Origin of the sequence: Niastella soli, from assembly GCF_017742245.1 — a bacterium.
GTDB classification, from domain to species: Bacteria; Bacteroidota; Bacteroidia; order Chitinophagales; family Chitinophagaceae; genus Niastella; species Niastella soli.
Genome location: NZ_JAGHKO010000001.1, coordinates 1,381,341 through 1,402,359, shown reverse-complemented (window position 1 = coordinate 1,402,359; position 21,019 = coordinate 1,381,341). Strand labels below are relative to the sequence as shown.

Here is a 21,019-nt window from a genome sequence, read left to right as displayed (position 1 = left end):
GCAATCCCTAAATCAGCAATTCTCTCTAATAACTTGTTTCATCCAGTTTTACTTTTCCTTTAAAAGTCCAGAACACGAAAGAAGTGTACGTGGCTACCAATGGCGTTCCTATTAATGCAATGATCAATAATATCTTCATGGTTTTGGGCGATGCGGCCGCGTTATGCACAGTGATACTATTGGCAGGATTACCCTTTGAATACAATAAATAAGGAAACACTTCCAACGCCACCATTATTAACAATAAAGCAATTGTTGCAGAGGAAAAAATAAACGCATACCGGTATTTACCCATTTTCAGTAACCGGGGAATATTGGCAATGGCCAGTACCATTAATATGGGAACAATAAAGGAAGAAGGATGTTCTCTAAAAAAATCACTGAGGTGTGGTACATATAATAAGGTGTATAACGTAGTGATCACAAAACTCATCACAAAAAAGATGATGAACTGGCGGGCAAGTAAATACAGTTTGGTGTATAAGCGGCTTTCAGTTTTCATAGTGAGGTAAATGGCACCATGCATCATAAATAAAGCAAGGGTAGTGATGGCTACCATAATTGAAAAGAAATTAAAGAACGATAACCAGTCGCCATCAAATTCCTTTCGCTCATTTAATGAAATGCCATAGGCTACATTTCCCAACATTAACCCGAGTGATAAAGAGATAATGATGGAAGCCACGCAATACACAATGTCCCAGGTTTTGCGCCATAATTTGCCGGGTTCTTTACTACGGAATTCTATAGCAACGCCTCTAAAGATCAATCCAACCAGGAACACCATAAACGGAACATAAAAAGCAGAAAAGATGGCCGCATAAGCCACCGGGAATCCGGCAAACAGGGCGCCGCCGCCAATAACCAGCCATACTTCATTTCCATCCCAAACGGGGCCGATCGCGTTGAGGGCAATTCGCCGGCTTTGTTCTTTTGTTAAAAACAGGTGCAAGGAGCCTGCGCCCAAATCAAATCCATCCAATATCGCATACCCACTGATCACAGCCCCAAAAACTAAAAACCACCAAAGATTATAATCAAGTCCTAAGAAAGTTTCCATTGTTTTACTAATTGTAGTGAGTAGTATGGTTAGTGTGCTGCAATTGGGGCTTGTCCGGTATGGTCCAATATCGGGTTATCACGTTTACTGCCCTCTTCAATATCTCCCTTGGTACCATAATCAACCGGGCCGTGTACAATTTTCTTATTCAACAAATACAGGAACAGTACCAATAACAACAGGTATACAACGGTGAACATAACTAATGAAAACACCACCTGGTTGGCCGTTACTGTTTTCGACAACGCATCAGAAGTTTTTAACAAACCATATACCACCCAGGGCTGGCGACCCATTTCAGCGGCAAACCAGCCGGTTTGGTTGGCGATCTGTGGTCCCAATACAGCCCACACAAAAATCCACATCAGCCAGCGTTTATCGAACAGCTTATTTCTATAACTCAACCACGATGCATACAGGGTCAATGCGATCATAAACATCCCAAGGCCTACCATAATATGATAGAACTGGAAAATAGTATTAACCTGGGTAGGTCTTTCTTCCGGTTTAAATGCATTCAAACCCTTAACCGGTTTCTTAAAATCGAATTGGGTGAGGAATGATAAACCACCGGGGATTTTTATACCGGTCACTTTTTGATTTTTTTGATCTACATAGCCCAATAAGAACATATCGGCTACAGCCATAGAATCATAATGCCCTTCGAGCGCAGCGAGTTTGGCAGGCTGATGTTTATAAACTACATCGGCACTACTATGCCCTGCTACCAGTTGTAACAGGGAAAAAGCGGTGGCAGCGATCAGGGCTATTTTAAAAGAGCGTTTTGCTATGTCGAGGTGTTTACCTTTTAAAATATACCAGGCGTTCACACTTAGTACTAAAAATATCCCGGCCAGAAAAGCGGCTATCCAAACATGTATCAATCGTTGTACGCTCGATGGATTGAATACCATCGCCCAGAAATCGGTGATCTCGGCACGGGCATCCATGCCGGTGCCTACAATATGAAAACCGGCCGGTGTTTGTTGCCATGAGTTAGCCACCACTATCCAGATGGCCGAGAACATGGAACCGAGAAATACCATGATCGTTGAAAAGAAGTGGACGCGTGAACTAACCCGGTTCCAGCCAAAAATGAGGATCCCCAAAAAGCCCGATTCCAACGCAAATGCAAAAATACCTTCCGCCGCAAGGGCACTACCGAAAATGTCACCCACATATTTTGAGTAGGTTGCCCAGTTAGTACCAAACTCAAACTCCATAATAATACCGGTGGCCACACCAATACCAAAGATGAGCGCAAAGATCTTGATCCAGAAACGGGTGACCTGCTCATACATTTTATTACCCGTTTTTAAATACAAACCTTCAAATACCACCAGTAATAAACCAAGTCCGATACTCAAAGGCGGGTAGATGTAATGAAAGGCAATGGTAAATGCAAATTGGATGCGAGCTAATATTTCAACGTCCATGATCTGGCAGTTTTAGTTCTGAGTAATTGTTCTACAATATGGACCCAGTAATCGTTGTGCCAGCTTTCTCCCGATACGTTGGGAGGGCCGGGGTAGGCAAAAAAAAGCCGACGCTTTGGCATCGGCTTCGTTAGTTATTTCTTTTTAAAGATAGGAACAGTACTGCAAGGTTCACCATACATTATGCTCTTGGCTACCGGCATCAATTTTTTCGTGATGGCCAGGTAGGCAAACTCTCCTATGGGTATATCCCCGCAACCTTTTACAACAATTCGCTTATCAACAAACGGAGTTGTATCTATAGCATCTATACGCTGTACAAACAATTGCTGACGGGCAGTATTTTCATCACCAAAAACAACATCCTTTGCAACCGGCTGCAGGTACGAACCTACCAGCATATACGCCCACATAGGTATAATGGCATCGGCGGTACAGGTAACGGCTACTACTTTATTCTGATAAATACTCCAATCATTGTTTTGTAAAGCGGCGCGGAATTCCTTTTCTTTAAGGATCAGCTCCATAAATAAATGGGGCTTCAGATCAAACACGGCAATTTCATCTGCAGGAAAATAGCTTTCCAGGTCAACCGTGACCAGCTGGCTTTGCGCGACTTTATTTACTATTTCTTCACTCATATTATTCAATTTCACTAAACTTTTACAAAGGTAATACGGAATCAGTTAACAAATTAACAAGTTGACAAGTTAACTGGTTCACTGCTTTAACTGATTGGTAATTAAAAAGAAACGGGGCCGACAGGTGTAAAACCCGCCGGCCCCGTTCAATAAGTATCTTATCAGTTAGAAGAACTTGATCCTATTATCTTTAATAGTAGCCGATTTCTTCATGATCTCCATAGCTCTGTAGCCAAACATAGCACCCATTTGTTGTTGAATGGCTTGCTGTTGCGCTTTGGCATCAAAGTTTGGATTAGGTGCTGCAGTGATGTTATCAACTTTGATAACAAATACGCCAATCTCACCTTTTATTGGAGCTGAAACTTTTGTCTGGTATTCTTTATTGAATGAAGCACCCAGTACTTTCATTTCGTTACCCACATTTGGAATGAAGGTGCTGTTGAAAGTAACGCTGTCAGCTCTCAATATTTGTTGACCAGAAGCTTGTGCTACAGCCTCGAGAGAGGTGGGAGCAGTGCCAATTTTCTTAATAATGCCCTCAGCCTTTTTCTCATTGCGCACTTTGTACTCAACCAATGGACGGGCTTTTTCAACCGACATGGTTCCTTTTTCAGAAACGCTTACAACTGCAGGCACTACGAATTTATCACCAACCTGGTAGGCATGGTCAGCAACAGTTCCTCTTTTAGCATCATTGAATGCCCAACGGATAATTTCACGAGATTCACCCAGACCCATGATCATGAAATCAGATTCTTTCACATCGGCCTGTAATTTATTCAGCTTTCTTTTGGCAGCGTTGTCATCGAATGATTTCAGGTCGCGGCTTTCACCGGCAAACTGAGAAGCCATACCGCTGGCGCCATTTATTGTTTCATCACTTGGTATAATAGCGTGAGAAACGTAAGCAATTTTAAATGCTGTCTCAAATTTCTTCTGGCTCAGTACTTCTATATAATGGTATCCACTATATGACTGGTTTTCCACTTTCACAATTTTCTTGTCACCAACATTGCCATAGAAGATCACTTCTGCAAATTCCTTGCTCAGGTTAGAAAATTGCATAGAAGTGAATTCGTATTCACCTTTTTTATCCTTGCTACCAGCATCGTCGCTGTATTTCACAACCATGCTGTCGAAGTTGGCACCACCTTTAAGAGCAGTTTCAATGCTATCGATTAATTTTTTAGCAGCACTGTCAGTTCTTGCCTGACCTTGTTGATCGCCTATCTTAATTAAGATGTGACGACATTTTACACTGTCGGGCATTTGGCGACGGCTTACCATTTTAGCCATGGTATAATTTGGACCATCCTGGTAGGGTCCGATGATTTGACCATCGGCCAGTCTGCGAAGTGTATCGGCATTGCTCATTTGCATTTTGCTGCTTAATACATAACCATCGAAGTATGGCGTTTCGCTTGAGGTGTTGGCCATCAGGTTTTGAATATCGCTAGTAGTATTGGCTGCTGCCAGTGCATCTTTTTGATTGGCTACACTATTATATACAGACAGGCTATCGGCGCTGTTGGGTGAAGCATCAAAAGAAACATATATCAGACCACGCTCATTTTCCTGTTTGTAAGCGTCTTTATGTTTATCAACATATTCCCGCACATCTTCATCACTTATTTTAATAGTAGAATCAGGAATAGTAGAATAAGGAACGTTTACATATGAAATAGAAGAACGCTGGCTGTTCTCGGCATTGGTTTTCTCCAACAACCATTTTGGAACATACATGCTCTTGCCAACCAGTGAGGTGAATTTCTCCCGCTGACGGCTTTTTTCCAACGCTGGAACAAATTCGCCCCAGAAGCTATTGTATTGAGCAGATCCTTTTTTCAGCGAACGAATGGCCTGGTAAGCCATGTTTGCATTATAAGTACCGGTTGAATCGGTAAATTGTTGTCTAAGCATTTGAGGTGGGTTAGCACCATATAATAGATCACCCACTTCTTTGTCAGATATTGTAATGCCCAACTTGGCATATTCGTCTGTCATTAACGCGTCCTCAACGAACTCGTTCCACAGGCTTTCACGGATCTGGCTACGCAGTTGATCATTCACAGGGTAATTCTGCGCACGATAGTTTTCTTCGGCCATTTTGTAGCGTTGCTCAAAATCGCGGACATCAATACTGGTACCATTAACTTTACCCAGCGTAGTCGAATTACCGCTGAACAAACCCCGTCCACCCCCTTGCAGGGCGTCCTGTACAATAAAGGCTATGAGGGCTAATGCAATCGCACCAATGATAATCCACGCTGCTTTGTCGCGGATAGATTGAATAACTGACATAAAATAAGTGTATACCTCTTTTTATAAGGATGGCAAAAATAGGGGAAAAAAGATTATGAACAAACTGTGGAAAACCACTCAAAACCAGCACCAAGTAAAGGTTTTACCACTCCCCAACCCTGTGAATAACGCCAAATTTTCTAATATATGCGAAGGGTGTGGAACAATGGCGTGAAAACAGTGCTAACATTAAAACTGGATAACCTCTAAAATATGTTGGTAACCCGGGTTTTCGCAATTCAGAAACGGTGGATAGTTGGCCAATAAGTTTCCCGGCCTACTTTCCGCTATCGGGCGGTGTACACAAACCCCAAGTTATTAGACCTCCATTAACAGACTTTCTTTGTGTTATTATCGTTAATTTTTTTCAGGCCTTTTTTATTCCACCGACGTGGAAAACTGACTAAAACCAGCACCAGTCCTTATTTGTTGAATGTGGAGAGAAAGTGGAAAACCGTGGATAACCAGGTTGTTGTAACTTTACCAAATTTCTGAATCGTTATTTTATCCACGAATTCACAGCCGTAATAATAATAGGTTATTTATAAAAAAATAGAATTAATATAAATACTATGGAAGATATCCACGTAGCTAACGCAAAAAAAAATGTGCCAACGAAAGGATTCCTCGATCTTGACATTGACCCGACACTTGATCTTTTTTCTGAAATTGAAAGATTGAAAAAAGAAAAAAATATGGTGCTGCTCGCGCACTATTACCAGGAGCCCGATATTCAGGACGTGGCCGATTACATTGGAGATAGTTTGGGTTTGGCGCAGCAAGCGGAAAAAACAAGCGCGGATATCATAGTTTTTGCCGGCGTTCATTTCATGGCCGAAACAGCGAAAATTCTAAATCCAGCCAAAAAAGTACTGCTGCCCGATCTGAATGCAGGTTGCTCACTGGCCGATAGCGCCCCGGCCGGCCCTTTCAAAAAGTTCAAAGAACAACACCCCGATCATATCGTGATCTCTTACGTCAATTGCTCAGCCGAGATCAAAGCACTGAGTGACATCATCGTTACTTCGAGCAATGCCGAGAAAATTGTGGAAAGTGTGCCGAAAGACCAAAAGATCATTTTCGCACCCGACAAAAACCTGGGCGCCTACCTGGTGAAGAAAACCGGTCGCGATATGGTTTTGTGGAATGGCGCCTGTATGGTGCATGAAATTTTCAGTCTGGAAAAGATCACAAAACTGAAAACCCGCCACCCCAATGCAAAATTCATTGCCCATCCCGAATGTGAAGAAGCGGTACTGCGGATTGCGGATTATATCGGTTCCACCACCGGTTTGTTGAAATACAGCCAGCAAAGCGAGGCCACTGAATTCATTGTTGCCACCGAAACCGGCATTTTGCACCAGATGCAAAAAGCTTCGCCTAACAAGACTTTTATCCCGGCGCCACCCAACAACAGCTGCGCTTGCAACGATTGTCCACACATGAAACTGAATACCCTGGAGAAGTTATACCTGTGCATGGAATACGAGACTCCCGAGATCACCATGGAGGAGGAATTACGCAAGGCAGCGAAGAAGCCAATTGATAGAATGCTGGAAATCAGCGCGAAGTATGGTTTATAACTGGGTAAAACCTGTGGATAACCTGGGAATAAGCCGCTATTTCGTAACAATCGCTGTTAAGGAAGGCGATTTCGATCTTTATCGTTTTGTGAAATAATCATTCAAACTATATTTGCTCCATGGCAGAAGACTTGAGCGTTGTGCACGGCACAAAAGAAGAAAAATATAAATCCGTAATTCCTCAAATAAAAGCGTTGATCGAAGGTGAACCCGATCTGGTGGCAAACCTGGCAAACATAGTGGCTGCGTTGATGGAACAATTCGGCTGGTTGTGGGTAGGGTTCTACCTGGTGAAAGAAAACCAGTTGGTGTTGGCCCCATTTCAGGGACCGGTTGCTTGTACCCGTATCAAAAAGGGTCGCGGCGTTTGTGGTACCAGCTGGGAAAAAGCACAAACCATTGTGGTTCCCGATGTAGAAAAATTCCCCGGACATATTGCCTGCAGCAGTAAGTCGAGATCGGAAATTGTTGTTCCCGTTATTCGCGACAACAAGGTGATGGGTGTGTTGGATGTGGACAGTGAACAATTGGCTGCATTTGATGAACTGGATAAACAATTCCTGGAAGAGATTGTCGATCTCATCATTTTCGAATAGCTAACAATTGCTTGTCATATGAAAAGAAGAAACTTTATCCAGCTGGCTGCAACTTCTACTTCCGCATTGGCTGCCGGAAACCTGAGTTTTGCCGCTGAAGAAAAAGCGGGTAAAAAAGAATTATTTGAGATCCGTGAATACGAGATTCATTTTGGTGGAAACCAGAATGCATTACACGCTTATCTCGAGAAAGCATTAATTCCTGCCTTCAATAAATTCGGTGTTAAGAACGTAGGTGTTTTCAAGGAGATTGGAAAATCTGAACCGGCCAAAGTATATGTGTTGATCGCTTATCCTTCAATGGAAGAATATGGGGATATCAATATGAAAGTAAAGTCAGATAATGACTTTAAGCAGAACAGCGCTGAGTGGGATAAAGTGCCAGCTGAAAAGCCGGTGTTCAATCGGTACAATTCATCACTGTTAGTCGCATTCGATAATTTGTCTTCGTTAAAAGTTCCGGCCAAAGAACCACGCATTTTTGAAATGCGTACATACGAAGGATACAATGAGGATGCCGTGAGAAGAAAAGTGAAAATGTTCAACGAAGAAGAATTCACCATTTTTAATAGAACTAAACTAACACCGGTATTTTTTGGGGATGCCATTGCCGGACCAAATCTTCCTTGCCTAACGTATATGATCACGTTTAAAAATATGGAAGAACGTGACAAAAACTGGGCAGCATTTGGTGCCGATGCAGATTGGAAAAAAGTTTCTAACGATCCGCAATATGCTAACACGGTTTCGAATATTAGAAGGGTGTTCCTGGAACCAACTCCATACTCTCAGGTTTAGTTAATTTCTCTGAGCGGAGTCGAAACTTACTCGAATTATAAAATACTTATATATAAGAAAGGCTCCCGATTTATCAGGAGCCTTTCTTATTGGAATTATTTATTATTCAATATTTCTATCGTCCCATATACACCATTAGTATCTGCACATCACTTGGATTTACTCCACTAATGCGACTCGCCTGTCCTAATGTACGCGGTTTTATTTTTTTGAATTTCTGCAATGCTTCATTCGATAAAGAAGTGATCTTATTATAATCAAAGTTTTCAGGGATCAATAGATCTTCGAGCTGGTTCATTCTTTTTACCAGTTCTTTTTCTTTTTCGATGTACACATTGTATTTGATCTGAATGTCGGCCTGTTCAATTATTTCATCGGTGAAGCCAGTAAGAGCTTGCTTTATTTTTGGTAAGCCGGTTATCATAGATTCCAGTGAAATATTCGGACGCAATAATATTTGAATTGCTTTTTGTTTTTGGGGTAATGGGGCTGAATTATTTTCAGCCAGAAAAACATCGGCTTCAGCTGGATCCAGAGAGATCTCTTTCAGAATGTCTTTTATTTTTTCTACACCTTCTCTTTTGCTGATCACTTTGTCCATTCTATCCTGAGATGCAAGACCGAGTTTGTAACTCAATTCAGTTAACCGAATGTCAGCATTATCCTGACGGAGGATGGTTCTGAATTCGGCGCGACTGGTGAACATGCGATAGGGTTCTTCAGTTCCTTTGCTGATAAGATCATCGATCAACACGCCGATGTAAGCATCGCTTCTTTTTAAAATAACCGGTTCTAATTCTTTTGCTTTTTGGTGTGCGTTGATCCCGGCCATCAATCCCTGACAAGCGGCTTCTTCATAACCGGTGGTGCCATTGATTTGTCCGGCAAAAAATAGATTGCTGATCAGTTTTGTTTCCAGTGAATGGTTTAACTGAGTTGGTGGAAAGTAATCGTATTCGATGGCATAACCAGGGCGGAAGATGCGCACATTTTCAAAACCAGGAACCTGACGCAAGGCGGCATATTGCACTTCTTCTGGAAGAGAAGTGGAGAAACCATTTACATAGATCTCAACTGTATTCCAACCTTCGGGTTCAACAAAAAGCTGGTGTCTTTCTCTTTCAGCAAAACGATTGATCTTATCTTCTATACTTGGGCAGTATCTTGGACCAACGCCCTCAATTCTACCTGCATACATAGGACTCCTGTCGAATCCTGTTTTTAAGATGTCGTGAACTTTCTGACTTGTATAGGTGATCCAGCAGCTTCTTTGTTCAGTAGGTTTTTTAGTATCGGTGTACGAAAAGCCGACGATCTCATCGTCGCCTTTTTGTTCTTCCATTTTACTATAGTCAAGGCTGCGGCCATCAATACGGGGAGGCGTACCTGTTTTCAGGCGATCGCTTTCGAAGCCGAATTCAACCAATTGTTCCGTGATTCCGGTTGCAGCTTTCTCAGCTACACGGCCGCCGCCGAATTGTTTTTCACCAATATGAATGATACCATTTAAAAAAGTACCGCTGGTTATAACTACAGATTTGGATGGGATCTCATGACCAAGACCAGTTACTACGCCACAAGCCCGACCATCTTTTATGATAAGCGAGCGAACCATATCCTGGTAGAAATCAACATTAGGAGTTTTTTCCAAAAGTTCCCGCCAGGTAGCGGCAAATAACATGCGGTCATTTTGTGCGCGGGGACTCCACATGGCGGGACCTTTTGAAAGGTTCAACATGCGAAACTGGATCATGCTCATGTCAGTGACAATACCGGAGTATCCACCCATGGCATCGATCTCTCGTACAATTTGACCTTTTGCAATACCACCCATGGCTGGGTTGCAGCTCATTTGAGCAATGGTTTGCATGTTCATAGTTACTAAAAGAACCTTTGAACCAAGGTTGGCGGCGGCAGCGGCTGCTTCACAACCGGCATGACCTGCCCCTACTACAATTACGTCGTATTCTGGAAACATGATGCAAAATTACAAGTTGCTGATCAAGGGGTAAAAAGAGAAAAATATTACTAAGGGAAAACAAGGACTTTAATGGTTTAGTTTAAGAAAGCTTTTTGGTTTTTATTCCGGAGGAGACGCAAGTTGGGAGGGTTGGGTAAATGATTTTCCATTCTAATTACAAGTAGCGGCGATGTCTAAAGGGTTCAGGTTTACTTAAGGATTGAAAAGGTCCATTTGTATTTTACTGAAGATGTTCTCTTGGGTGTTTGGCATTTTCCAGGTTTATGGGTGGTCCTTCTTTATTCCAGTGTTTGCCAGGCATTTCATTCTTCACTTTTCTATTACAGAAGTTTTCCTGGTAGACCTACCTCCTCTTTTTGTATTTCTGTTTAGATGTGGTGTTCCTGGGTCAGATCGTTACTTAATCTAATTGGTACTGAGGTTTGGGGGGTTTCTTTCTTAGGATATACCTGGTATACCCCTCTCTAATTTCAACCAGGTGCTACAGCTTTTATCTTCATTCTCCCAACTATGAGATCTGTAACCTTCCTTAAAATGGATGCTTCAATTTAGAAGTTCTGTCTTCCAGGTATTCCTCTCTTTAATAAACATCTTTATATAAGGGAAGCTGGCTGAAGCTATTGGTGTTTTTACTGTATGTCTCTATGTTGACTGGCAACCTGTGGATGGATCTATTAAGGTTACCTACTTGTTTTTTGCTGCTTGGTCAAATGGAGGATGCTTCGCTTGGTTTGGTTATGGGACTTTAAATGGTAATTATAACAGGAGAAGGGGCGTTTAATTTTGGTCTTTACTTCTCTCTCCTCTTTTACTATATGGGTAGTAAATATGCAGGTATTCCACCTTCTATAAATAATTGGATAGTTTGTCATTTCTCTTTTACCAGGAGTTACGCCCCTTGGTTCCCCTTTGAGTATCTTCATTTCCTTTCACCGTTTTCTGATAGTCATAGTATTGGGGTGCATATCGGCTCCCCGAATTTGGGCAAAGTGCGACCCATTTATGGGAGTCATTGTTTCTAAAACTGACATGTATGGGCTATCTGCTTTACTCTTCTTCCCCCCACCTTATTTGATTTACCCTCCTTACTCCTACTTTCCTTAAAGGGAATGTTCCTAAACATGTCATCTACCTTTTTTCCACGGTACTATGTTCCACGTGGAACCAAGATTTTCTTCCCTACCCTTCGAATAATTTAATGGTGACGTTGCATGATACTGGTTCACAAATACGTTTATCAATGTAGTCAGGTTTAATATAATCCCTATGACCAATACATCTAAACAAAGACCAAGGGGTCCTATTATTGAGAAGCAAGAAACCCCCTCGTCTATTTTGAGCAAACTGAAGGTTCCCAATATTGAATTCACCAGGTTTAAGTCGTACCAACACCGTACAAAAGAATGGAGTGATGGTGGGTATTCCGGCCGGGTTGCGGACAGTGGAAGAGTCCGTTTACATAAGAGAGGTAATGTGACCATTAAGGGTTTCCCTGCCTGGCGCTTTGGATTTAGGAATATGCATCAGTCCACGGTTGATATCCAGATGCACTTCAGTGTGTATGATAAATATGGTTTAGTGGAATCCTTTAGTGAAACCTATACCAATCTTCGACCGTCGGAACCTGCAGAGATCTTTGTGGTGCAGGGGAAAAAGAAGACCCGGCTAAAACTGGAAACTGTGGAAGTATATGGCAACTCCCAACTACTTTCCAGCACTGAGGTGGGAGCAGTTTTACCACCTAGAGGATTTATAAAGACCTTCTTGCTTCCTTTAATTATGTGCTTTTTTGCCATGGGAATAGTAGGTAGTCCAGCCTTCCCTGATGAGAAAGGACCTGCTGTTATTATAACCCTCTTGACTTTTTTGATAGCCTTTATTGAGTTATTCAATATTACTCCTGTCTTTTTTATGTTCTTCCTTATGTTAATGGTTCCTTTTTCTCTCCAGGATCCTACGGAAATAAGCGTCCTTTTAATCTTGGGCGCCTTGTATCTATGGATGGTTTGGAGGAAGCGATACTCCCTTAAGGATTTCCTCATAGGGGCATTCATAGCTTAACACCTTTGATTGCTACTTTACTTAAGTATAAAAGAAACCGCCACAAGGCGGTTTTTGTATTTAGTCTTGCCCCTAGTTGGCATTGATAACCAGTTTAGGTAGTCTCCCTTTTAAGAGGTTATATTTCCTTTTTGTTCTGGACTTACCTTTTTCATTGAAAGGTTAGCTTAGTTATAACGAGCAGAAGTTCCACGTGGAACATCCTTGTTTACATAGAAGGATGTTTCAAGGGTCTTCTTTGTTTAGAAGGGTATTTAGAGGTTGGCTTGATTACTAGGACTAATAGGATAGTGTTCTTTTAGATGCGAGGGCTAACTCTAAGTTAGCCCTCTAGACGGTAAAAAGGTAACAGACCTATTATGGAGGGAAGGTATTCCCTTCGATATTCTGATGAGTTAACAAGGTGAAACAAGGAAGGTGTTGTCTTGGCCTCATGTCCTGTTAAAGAAGGCAACATAGAATATCCCTGGTCACTTGGCTATATTGGTTTAAGGTCTTCTTCTTTACAAAGCATTCCGGTTGAACTTAATTGCTCGGTCTAAAGAGGGTTTTGTTATAAAGTACGTCTGTCTTGTAAAGATTGTTTTATGGCAGGTAACTATACTATTATGTGATTGAATCAAGGGAAGGCCTCTGCACTACCCTCAACTTTAGATACAGATGTTCCATATGGAGTTTCTCTGGTTATATGGGATCAGGGATTGGTACTTCTTATTTATAAGGTATTCGTGTTAGCATTATTCTGACTAAGCGGGCTATTTTTAGGAAGTAGGTCCCTGCCTTCTGAAGGTAGTTTTTTGGATTTTCTATCATGTGGTTCGAAGCAGGGGATGGTGTTGCCTTGATCTCATCTCTAAGTATAGAAGTTCCACGTGGAACATCCTTGGTTACACAGGTATATGGATTAAGGACTTCTTATTTATTGGGTTCACTTGAGGTAACCTTTATTACTCGGACTTACGAGGATCCTTTAAATAAGGAGGACTGTCTCGGGAAGGTTGTTTTATGGATGATAACTATTCTGTTACATGGTTCCGATCAAGGGAAGGTTTTGCCTTGACTTATCCCTATTAAGAAACAAGAGTTCCAGGTGGGGTATCCTTGTTTACATTGGCGTGTAAGTTTACGGTCTTCTGAGTTTGAAGGGTATGAAGGTTACATAATTAATCAGGACTATGGAGGGGCGCTTCTTTTGAAGGGAGGTCTATCTTGCGTAGGTTGTTTTATCGAGGGTAACTGTTTCATCATGGTTCGAGTGAAGAGGTTTTGCTTCGACCTGACCTTTAGAAATAGAATTTCCATGGAAATATTCTGGTTACACTGGGGTATAGTTATGGCCTTCTTATATTCCAAGCTATATCTATAGGTCACTTTAAATAACTCGGACTATGGAGGGGCGCTTGTTTTGGAGTGAGGTATATCTTGGGTAGGTTGTTTTATCGAGGGTAACTGTTTCATCATGGTTTTAGTGAAGGGGAGTTTTGCCTTGATCTCTCCTTTAGAAACAAAAGTTCCATGGGAACATCCTGGTTACACGGGGGTATAGTTATGGGCCTTCTTATATTCCAAGGTATATTTATAGGTCACTTTAAACAACTCGGACTAAGAAGGGAGCGCTTCTTTTAGGTAGTCTATCTTGTGAAGATCGTTTTAGGATGGGGTACCTGTTCCATCATGATTCGAAGGAAGAGTGGTTTACTTTGACCTCACCTTTAGAAATAGAATTTCCATGGCAACATTCTAATTACATAGGCATGTAGTTAAGGGGCCTTCTTGAATTAAGGTATAACTGTAGGTTACTTTAAATAACCCATAATAGGTAGGGGGCGCTTCTTTTAAAGGGAGTCTATCTTATTAAGGTTACTCTTCGAATGCTCTTAGATTAAAAGCTTTTGTACCCGGTAATTTGCATGGAGGTCAGGGTTCCCTTAGAAGCAGGAGTTACACGTAGAGTTCCTTGCACCGGGGTAAAGTGTAAGACTTCTGAATTGGAAACGTACTTGGTGGTCGCTTTAATAAACCCGGACTAAAGAGTGAGGATTCCTTTTTGAAGGGAAGTCTATTTTGATAAGCCCCTCCCGGATGATCTTAGAATAGAAGCTTTTTGGAACGTAAGTAACTAACCTTTTATAGAGGTCAACTACCCCTTAGATCTTACCGTAAATTAAAAAGATGAATCAAGGAAGATTTCACCTTGACTCACCTCTTTCAGGAAACAGCAATTCAACCTGGGATATCCTATTTCGTTTTTGACAAGTAGTATTTCAGGTATTTGTCTTCAGCCTTTCTCATCAATTGTTCTTCCTTGCTCGACTTGTCCTTATACCCACACAAATGTAAAGCGCCATGAAAGATCACCCGTAAGAGTTCATGCTTGAAAGAAACCTCATAATTCTGAGCATTGTCCCTTACCCTATCAACACTGATATAGATTTCACCAGTAACAGCTTTAGGATTTTCAGAAAGGTCGAAGGTGATAATGTCGGTATAATAGTTATGGTTCAGGTGTTCCTTATTGATCTGTAAAAGGTATTCATCCGAACAGAATATGTACCGCAGTTGTTCCAATTTAGTCTTCTCCTTTTTGAAAAGGTCACGGACCACCTCCTTCACCAGGGTTCGCTGGGTGAAAGATATGGTCTCTAGAAAATGAAAATGAATGGGGGGAGTTGAATTATTATTTGGCATTTTTCGAAATTCGTAACAGTCATTAATTAATACAAAGCTACATTTGTTGTCTATTGAATTATGAAACGATTATCAGAAATAGCTACAGGAACCGTTGCCCGGATACTTTCTTTTGAAAACAACGACCTGTTTCTAAAATTAATGGAAATGGGATGTGTGCCGGGTGAATTAGTAAAAGTAGAACAGATTGCGCCCCTGGGCGATCCCATCTCAATTATAGTAGCTGGTTACAATCTCAGCCTACGATTGAATGAAGCCGATAACATATTTGTTGAAGAATTAGGAATCGCTTAAGGCGGTTCCTTTTTTTTGCCACCCTCTTTATTTTACAAGTATTCTTCCTTTTATTGAGTACGGTTTATACCTGGCAATCTCTAGTTATATTCTATTGAATAACTACTGATATTCACTTGGTATTCATGTGAGATATATAGATATCCCGTAGATATCCCGTATTTGTTCCGTACATATCCCGTATATATGCCGTTCCTATATAGGTACGGGATATGTACGGAACAAACATGAATAATCAAGATGAAAATTCTAAATTATAAAGGAGATAGACTAGTATCTCGAGTAATAGTCAAGTGCCTTTTCAGTATGATATGCTACTATATCAAATGAGTAATGCAAGGCAAAAGAGTGGTAATCTTTTTTCATTAGAAACATTCTCTATTCATCATTGATCATACCTGACAATCTGTTTCTTTGCAAATAATTAAGGAACTTAAAAGCGGGAGTTACAAGCAATGAAAGTAGGATTATATTTCGGATCGTTCAATCCCATTCATCATGGCCATTTGATCATCGCCAATTATATGTTACAGAATTCAGATCTGGATCAAATATGGTTGGTGGTGTCGCCGCAAAATCCATTCAAACAATCGGCCAGTTTGTTGAATTCCTATAATCGCCTGAATCTGGTTCAACTCGCTATTGAAGGCGAAGCAAAATTAAAAGCCAGCGATATTGAATTTCGTTTACCTCAGCCATCATATACTGTAAATACCCTGGCGTATTTACAGGAAAAATATCCAACCCATCAGTTCGCAATTATCATGGGTAGCGACAGTTTTGAAAACCTGGCCAAATGGAAGAACTATGAATTTATTCTGCAGCACTGCCCTATTTATGTATACCGGCGACCGGGTCATGAGGTGATCAATAATTTCAAAAACGCCACTATTAATATTCTTGATGCACCGCTGTTGCAGATCTCTGCTACACATATTCGTAATAATATCCGGCGGGGGCAATCTATCCGTTATCTGGTTCCCGACAAAGTGCAGGAGGAGATAGAAAGAAATGGATACTATCGATAACGGATAATCGAAGTTGTTAAGCAGCATTAGAAGTTGATTAAAAGAAGCGGACAAACCAGTAATTCTTCAAATCTTTGCAACGCTGAATCCGGTTACCCATAATAACACATGAGGAAATTATTGAATATAATCATATTATGAAAAAATGTAGTGTAACCTTCTTCCTTCTTTTGATGGTCGGGTGCCTGTCTGCCCAAAAGATCGATCACCGGCTGGAGCAAGAAATTCAGGAAATGGTAAAAGGCCTGAATGGTGATATTGGGGTGTACGTAAAGAATCTGCACACCGGAAAAGTAGCCACCTTCAACGCCGATACTATTTTTCCCACAGCCAGTATGGTAAAGGTTACCATATTAATGGGCATTCAGGATAAAATTGAAAAAGGTGAACTTGATTATCATCAGCAACTTGAATACAAAGACTCATTATATTACGCCGGCGAAGATATTCTCGGGTCATTCAAAAATGGCGAGAAAATAGGATTGCACAAAGTTCTGATGTTGATGTTGACAACCAGTGATAACACGGCCAGTTTATGGTTGCAAAGTTTAGCTGGCAACGGTATCCGGATCAATCAGATTCTGGATTCATTGGGAATGGTGAATACCCGGGTCAATTCAAGAACACCGGGTCGCGAGGCCAACCGCCAGCAATATGGTTGGGCACAAACCACCCCACGTGAAATGGGAACACTTATGGAGAAAATTTACAACGGTGAAGTGATCAGCAAAAAAGCCGGCGAAAAAATGATCAGGTTGCTGGGAAGAAATTATAACGATGAACAAGCGATAGCGGAAATACCACCGTATATATTTGTAGCCTCAAAAAATGGATGTGTAAATGCATCGCGCAGTGAAATATTGTTAGTGATGGCGCCACACGGTCCGTATATATTTTCTGTGGAAACAAAAAATCTGAAGGACCAGAGTTGGGACAACTCAAATGAAGCCTGGATGTTGACCCGAAAACTTTCAGCGTTGTGCTGGAATTATTTTGAGCCTCGATCGCGCTGGAAACCATCACTATAAGACGTCGAAGTGTTGCACATTGCCTAACTTGTGTTTTTTTTGGATGATGAAAAATTGCGAATGATCCTACTGCGCCATATACCTTTTTTGAAAGCAGTCTTTATGCATAGTGTTTCTGCCTTTGGCGGACCGCAGGGTCATTTTGGGATGGTGATGAAAACTTTCGTTCATCGCCGGCACGATGTTACCGAACAGGAATTGCTTGAGTACAATTCATTTTGTCAACTGTTGCCGGGCGCTTCTTCCACCCAGGTGCTGACCCTGATTGGTTACAAACGCGGGGGTATTCCACTGGCCATTCTTACCCTGGCCATCTGGATTGCACCTGCCTGTATATTGATGGGTGCCTTTTCTTTTCTGCTTGAATTTTTCGACAGCAAAGAAATGAGCGAGGGTATTTTCAAATTCATTCAGCCCATGGCCGTGGGTTTTCTGGCCTTTGCCGCCATGCGGTCTTTCAGACTTGCCATCCATAATAATATTACCCGTGTAATAATGGTGGTAAGTAGCATAACCACTTACCTGCTTTTTAAATCGCCCTGGATATTTCCTATATTATTGGTAGTGGGTGGTTTTGTCACCAACCTGAGTGATAAGCGCATTCCCGAAAAAGCCCAACCCGTTAAAAAAATAAAATGGGGTAACATCTGGCTGTTTGCCATCATATTTTTAGTAGCCGGGGTTGTCAGTGAAATGGCCCGTAAGAATGACTGGCCCAATCGCCGCCCATTGAACCTGTTCGAAAATAACTATCGTTTCGGAAGTCTGGTGTTTGGCGGCGGACAGGTACTGATACCCATGATGTATGAGCAATACGTTGAACGCCCCAAGTCGCCGGTGGTTATTAGAAAGAACCTGAATAAAAAAGGAAATGTGATCAGCATCGAGCGCAACGATTTTTATACCGGCGCCGGTATGGTTCGCGCCATTCCCGGACCCGTATTTTCCATTGCTTCTTTTATGGGTGGAACGGCCATGAAAGACAAGGGCAATATGTGGCAAGTACTGGGATGTTTAATTGGTTCTATTGCTATTTTTTTACCAAGTGCATTATTGGTGCTTTTCTTCTTCCCCATCTGGCACAATCTGCAACGTTATGTAATTGTATACCGCGCACTCGAAGGTATCAATGCTGTTGTAGTAGGCATAATGGTAGCTGGTACTATCTACATGATGCGTGATGTATCGGTGATCGGCTTTCATACTGTTAGTATAGTGAACCTGGCCGTTATAGCCGGAACCTGGGCGTTGCTTTCTTTTACAAAACTCCCCTCCCCTGTTATTGTAATGATCTGTTTATTGCTCGGTTGGGTATTCCATTTATAAAGTAAAACATATATGGTTTTCTAAAATTTCAGCCCGAATTATAAAATTGGGGATGCGCGGCAATTTTTGTAAATTACAGTAGAGCTATTCTGCAGTTATTTGAATGTTATGAGGCGCTTTCTACTATATTGCTTCCTGCTTGTTTTTATATCCGGGCCTCTGTATGCACAAAAAGTTCTCTCGATAAAATTAGATGCAACTATAAATCCTGCCACTGCAGATTTTATTCATCGAGCCATTGAAGTAGCCCAAAAAGACAAAGCAACCTGTTTGATCATTCATCTCAATACTCCAGGCGGTTTGTTGCAAAGTACCCGCGTTATTGTAAGTGATATACTGGAATCGCCCGTGCCTGTTGTGGTATATGTTTCACCCGGCGGTGCGCATGCCGGATCAGCGGGCGTGTTTATTACTATGGCTGCGCATATTGCGGCCATGGCGCCAGGCACCAATATTGGCGCGGCTCATCCGGTAACAACACAAGGTGAAATGGATACTATCATGAGTGCTAAAGCTACCAATGATGCCATGGCATTTATAAGGTCCATTGCAAAAAAACGTGATCGAAATGCTGACTGGGGTGCACAGGCCGTAAGCAATAGCGTGTCACTAACTGAAACGGAAGCGTTGGAAAATAATGTCATCAATCTGATAGCATCCAATGAACAGGAATTGCTGAATAAGATAGATGGAAAAAGTGTAACCGTTAATTCGGGTACCGTAATCTTAAAAACAAAAAATGCAACGGAGCGGTCACTCGAAATGGGTTGGGGCGAAAAAATGCTTAATATTCTAAGTGATCCAAATGTAGCGTACATCCTGTTCCTGCTGGGTTTGTACGGACTCATTTTTGAACTCTACAGTCCCGGCGCTATTTTCCCTGGGATCATTGGTGGTATCTGTATGATACTTGCTTTGTACACCATGCATACTTTACCAGTGAACTATGCAGGGTTGGCATTGATAGTTTTTGGAATAATATTATTTCTGCTGGAAATAAAAATTGTGAGTCATGGCTTGCTGGCCATTGGTGGCGTTGTCTCTTTGTTACTTGGTTCCATGATGCTCATACGAACCGATGAAATGTCTTCAGTGGCTGGTCTTTCGTGGACGGTGATCATAACTGCGGTTGGAATTTCTGCGCTCTTTTTTCTGTTTGTAGTGGGTATGGGGTTGAAGGCACAACGCATAAAACCAGCCATGGGCCTGGAAGCCATGATGGGGGAAATTGGTCAATCATTAAGTGAATTGAATCCTGGCGGTACGGTGCGCATGCATGGAGAAATATGGAAAGCTATTTCAGCAGCCGGATTAATTCCAGAAGGGAAAAAAGTGATAGTGACAGGATTTTTGAATCTTACCCTGCAAGTAGAACCATATAACGAACCATCAGTATAAACTTGTTTTATATGAACACAGTTCCATTTTCAGCCTCGGCAATTGTTATTATCTTATTCCTGGTGTTTGTATTATCAAGCGCCATCCGTGTATTACGTGAATATGAACGCGGTGTGGTTTTTAGATTAGGGCGACTGATTGCTGTTCGCGGCCCTGGTCTTATTTTATTAATACCAGTGATTGATAAAATGGTAAAAGTTAGTTTGCGCACCGTTGTGATGGATGTGCCCCCGCAGGATATTATCACCGAAGATAACGTTTCGATAAAAGTAAACGCGGTTGTATACTTCCGCGTGTTGCAACCGCAGAAAGCTATTGTAGAAGTAGAGAATTATCTCATTGCAACTTCTCAATTCTCACAAACAACATTGCGCAGTGTATTGGGACAATCAGAGTTGGATGACCTGCTTTCACAACGCGAAAAGATAAATCAAAAGCTGCAACAGATAATAGATACCCATACAGAACCCTGGGGGATAAAAGTATCGAATGTAGAAGTAAAACAAATTGATCTGCCACAGGAAATGCAGCGGGCCATGGCCAAACAGGCAGAGGCAGAAAGAGAACGACGTTCAAAGGTGATTGCTGCAGAGGGTGAGTATCAGGCTTCGCAACGACTGGCCGATGCAGCCCGCATTCTAAGCGAGCAACCCAGTGCACTAACTTTGCGCTACCTGCAAACCCTGCGCGAAATTGCAACAGAAAATAATTCAACGACTATATTCCCTGTACCAATAGATCTGGTGAAGCCATTTTTGAACCTAGAGAAGAACACATAATATAAAATATAATTACGT

The 21,019-nt window shown here is 41.7% G+C and carries 16 protein-coding genes; 10 read left to right on the top strand and 6 right to left on the bottom strand.

Going from position 1 to position 21,019, the window contains the following annotated elements:
• Window positions 1-25 precede the first annotated feature (25 nt).
• The 4 genes from cydB to J7I42_RS05635 all read right to left on the bottom strand — a co-directional run bounded on the left by cydB (window position 26) and on the right by J7I42_RS05635 (window position 5,441).
• Window positions 26-1,060: a cytochrome d ubiquinol oxidase subunit II gene (cydB, locus tag J7I42_RS05650; RefSeq protein WP_209137797.1), complete on the bottom strand. Its 1,035-nt coding sequence runs from the start codon at window positions 1,058-1,060 to the stop codon at window positions 26-28.
• 29 nt (window positions 1,061-1,089) lie between these two features.
• Window positions 1,090-2,496 (bottom strand): cytochrome ubiquinol oxidase subunit I, encoded by a 1,407-nt coding sequence (locus J7I42_RS05645; protein ID WP_209137796.1) that lies wholly within the window; start codon window positions 2,494-2,496, stop codon window positions 1,090-1,092.
• A 134-nt stretch (window positions 2,497-2,630) separates the two neighbouring features.
• Window positions 2,631-3,137 (bottom strand): DUF2480 family protein, encoded by a 507-nt coding sequence (locus J7I42_RS05640; RefSeq protein WP_209137795.1) that lies wholly within the window; start codon window positions 3,135-3,137, stop codon window positions 2,631-2,633.
• A gap of 165 nt (window positions 3,138-3,302) precedes the next feature.
• Entirely contained in the window at window positions 3,303-5,441 is a 2,139-nt protein-coding gene (locus tag J7I42_RS05635) for a peptidylprolyl isomerase (protein ID WP_209137794.1), read from the bottom strand.
• A 572-nt stretch (window positions 5,442-6,013) separates the two neighbouring features.
• Here J7I42_RS05635 and nadA point away from each other — a divergent pair.
• From nadA to J7I42_RS05620, 3 genes are all read left to right on the top strand, one after another.
• Window positions 6,014-7,024: a quinolinate synthase NadA gene (gene nadA / locus J7I42_RS05630; protein WP_209137793.1), complete on the top strand. Its 1,011-nt coding sequence runs from the start codon at window positions 6,014-6,016 to the stop codon at window positions 7,022-7,024.
• Between the two features lie 119 nt (window positions 7,025-7,143).
• Complete coding sequence (locus J7I42_RS05625; protein ID WP_209137792.1) at window positions 7,144-7,620, top strand: GAF domain-containing protein; 477 nt, start codon at window positions 7,144-7,146, stop codon at window positions 7,618-7,620.
• Window positions 7,621-7,638: 18 nt separating this feature from the next.
• Complete coding sequence (locus J7I42_RS05620; protein WP_209137791.1) at window positions 7,639-8,418, top strand: NIPSNAP family protein; 780 nt, start codon at window positions 7,639-7,641, stop codon at window positions 8,416-8,418.
• Between the two features lie 115 nt (window positions 8,419-8,533).
• Here the strand turns inward: J7I42_RS05620 and mnmG are convergent, their stop codons facing one another.
• On the bottom strand, window positions 8,534-10,396 hold the full coding sequence (mnmG, locus tag J7I42_RS05615; protein WP_209137790.1) for a tRNA uridine-5-carboxymethylaminomethyl(34) synthesis enzyme MnmG: 1,863 nt from the start codon (window positions 10,394-10,396) through the stop codon (window positions 8,534-8,536).
• A gap of 1,269 nt (window positions 10,397-11,665) precedes the next feature.
• Between mnmG and J7I42_RS05610 the strand changes: the two genes are divergently transcribed.
• The gene (locus tag J7I42_RS05610; RefSeq protein ID WP_209137789.1) at window positions 11,666-12,460 is read left to right on the top strand and encodes a hypothetical protein; all 795 of its coding nucleotides are present in this window, start codon (window positions 11,666-11,668) and stop codon (window positions 12,458-12,460) included.
• A gap of 2,238 nt (window positions 12,461-14,698) precedes the next feature.
• On the opposite strand, the gene ybeY is transcribed toward J7I42_RS05610, so the two are convergent.
• On the bottom strand, window positions 14,699-15,148 hold the full coding sequence (ybeY, locus tag J7I42_RS05605; protein WP_209137788.1) for an rRNA maturation RNase YbeY: 450 nt from the start codon (window positions 15,146-15,148) through the stop codon (window positions 14,699-14,701).
• 60 nt (window positions 15,149-15,208) lie between these two features.
• On the opposite strand from ybeY, the gene J7I42_RS05600 reads away from it, so the two are divergent.
• The 6 genes from J7I42_RS05600 to J7I42_RS05575 all read left to right on the top strand — a co-directional run bounded on the left by J7I42_RS05600 (window position 15,209) and on the right by J7I42_RS05575 (window position 21,001).
• Window positions 15,209-15,442 carry a FeoA family protein gene (locus tag J7I42_RS05600; RefSeq protein ID WP_209137787.1) on the top strand — a complete coding sequence of 78 codons (234 nt, stop codon included), beginning with the start codon at window positions 15,209-15,211 and terminating at the stop codon, window positions 15,440-15,442.
• Window positions 15,443-15,897: 455 nt separating this feature from the next.
• Window positions 15,898-16,470 carry a nicotinate (nicotinamide) nucleotide adenylyltransferase gene (gene nadD / locus J7I42_RS05595; protein ID WP_209137786.1) on the top strand — a complete coding sequence of 191 codons (573 nt, stop codon included), beginning with the start codon at window positions 15,898-15,900 and terminating at the stop codon, window positions 16,468-16,470.
• Window positions 16,471-16,607: 137 nt separating this feature from the next.
• Entirely contained in the window at window positions 16,608-17,498 is an 891-nt protein-coding gene (locus tag J7I42_RS05590) for a serine hydrolase (RefSeq protein WP_209137785.1), read from the top strand.
• A gap of 102 nt (window positions 17,499-17,600) precedes the next feature.
• A complete protein-coding gene (locus tag J7I42_RS05585; protein WP_209137784.1) occupies window positions 17,601-18,824 on the top strand; it encodes a chromate transporter in 1,224 nt (407 codons plus the stop codon).
• Between the two features lie 108 nt (window positions 18,825-18,932).
• Window positions 18,933-20,222 carry an NfeD family protein gene (locus tag J7I42_RS05580; protein WP_209137783.1) on the top strand — a complete coding sequence of 430 codons (1,290 nt, stop codon included), beginning with the start codon at window positions 18,933-18,935 and terminating at the stop codon, window positions 20,220-20,222.
• Window positions 20,223-20,233: 11 nt separating this feature from the next.
• Window positions 20,234-21,001, top strand: coding sequence for a slipin family protein (locus J7I42_RS05575; protein ID WP_209137782.1), 768 nt, complete (start codon window positions 20,234-20,236; stop codon window positions 20,999-21,001).
• Window positions 21,002-21,019: the final 18 nt, after the last annotated feature.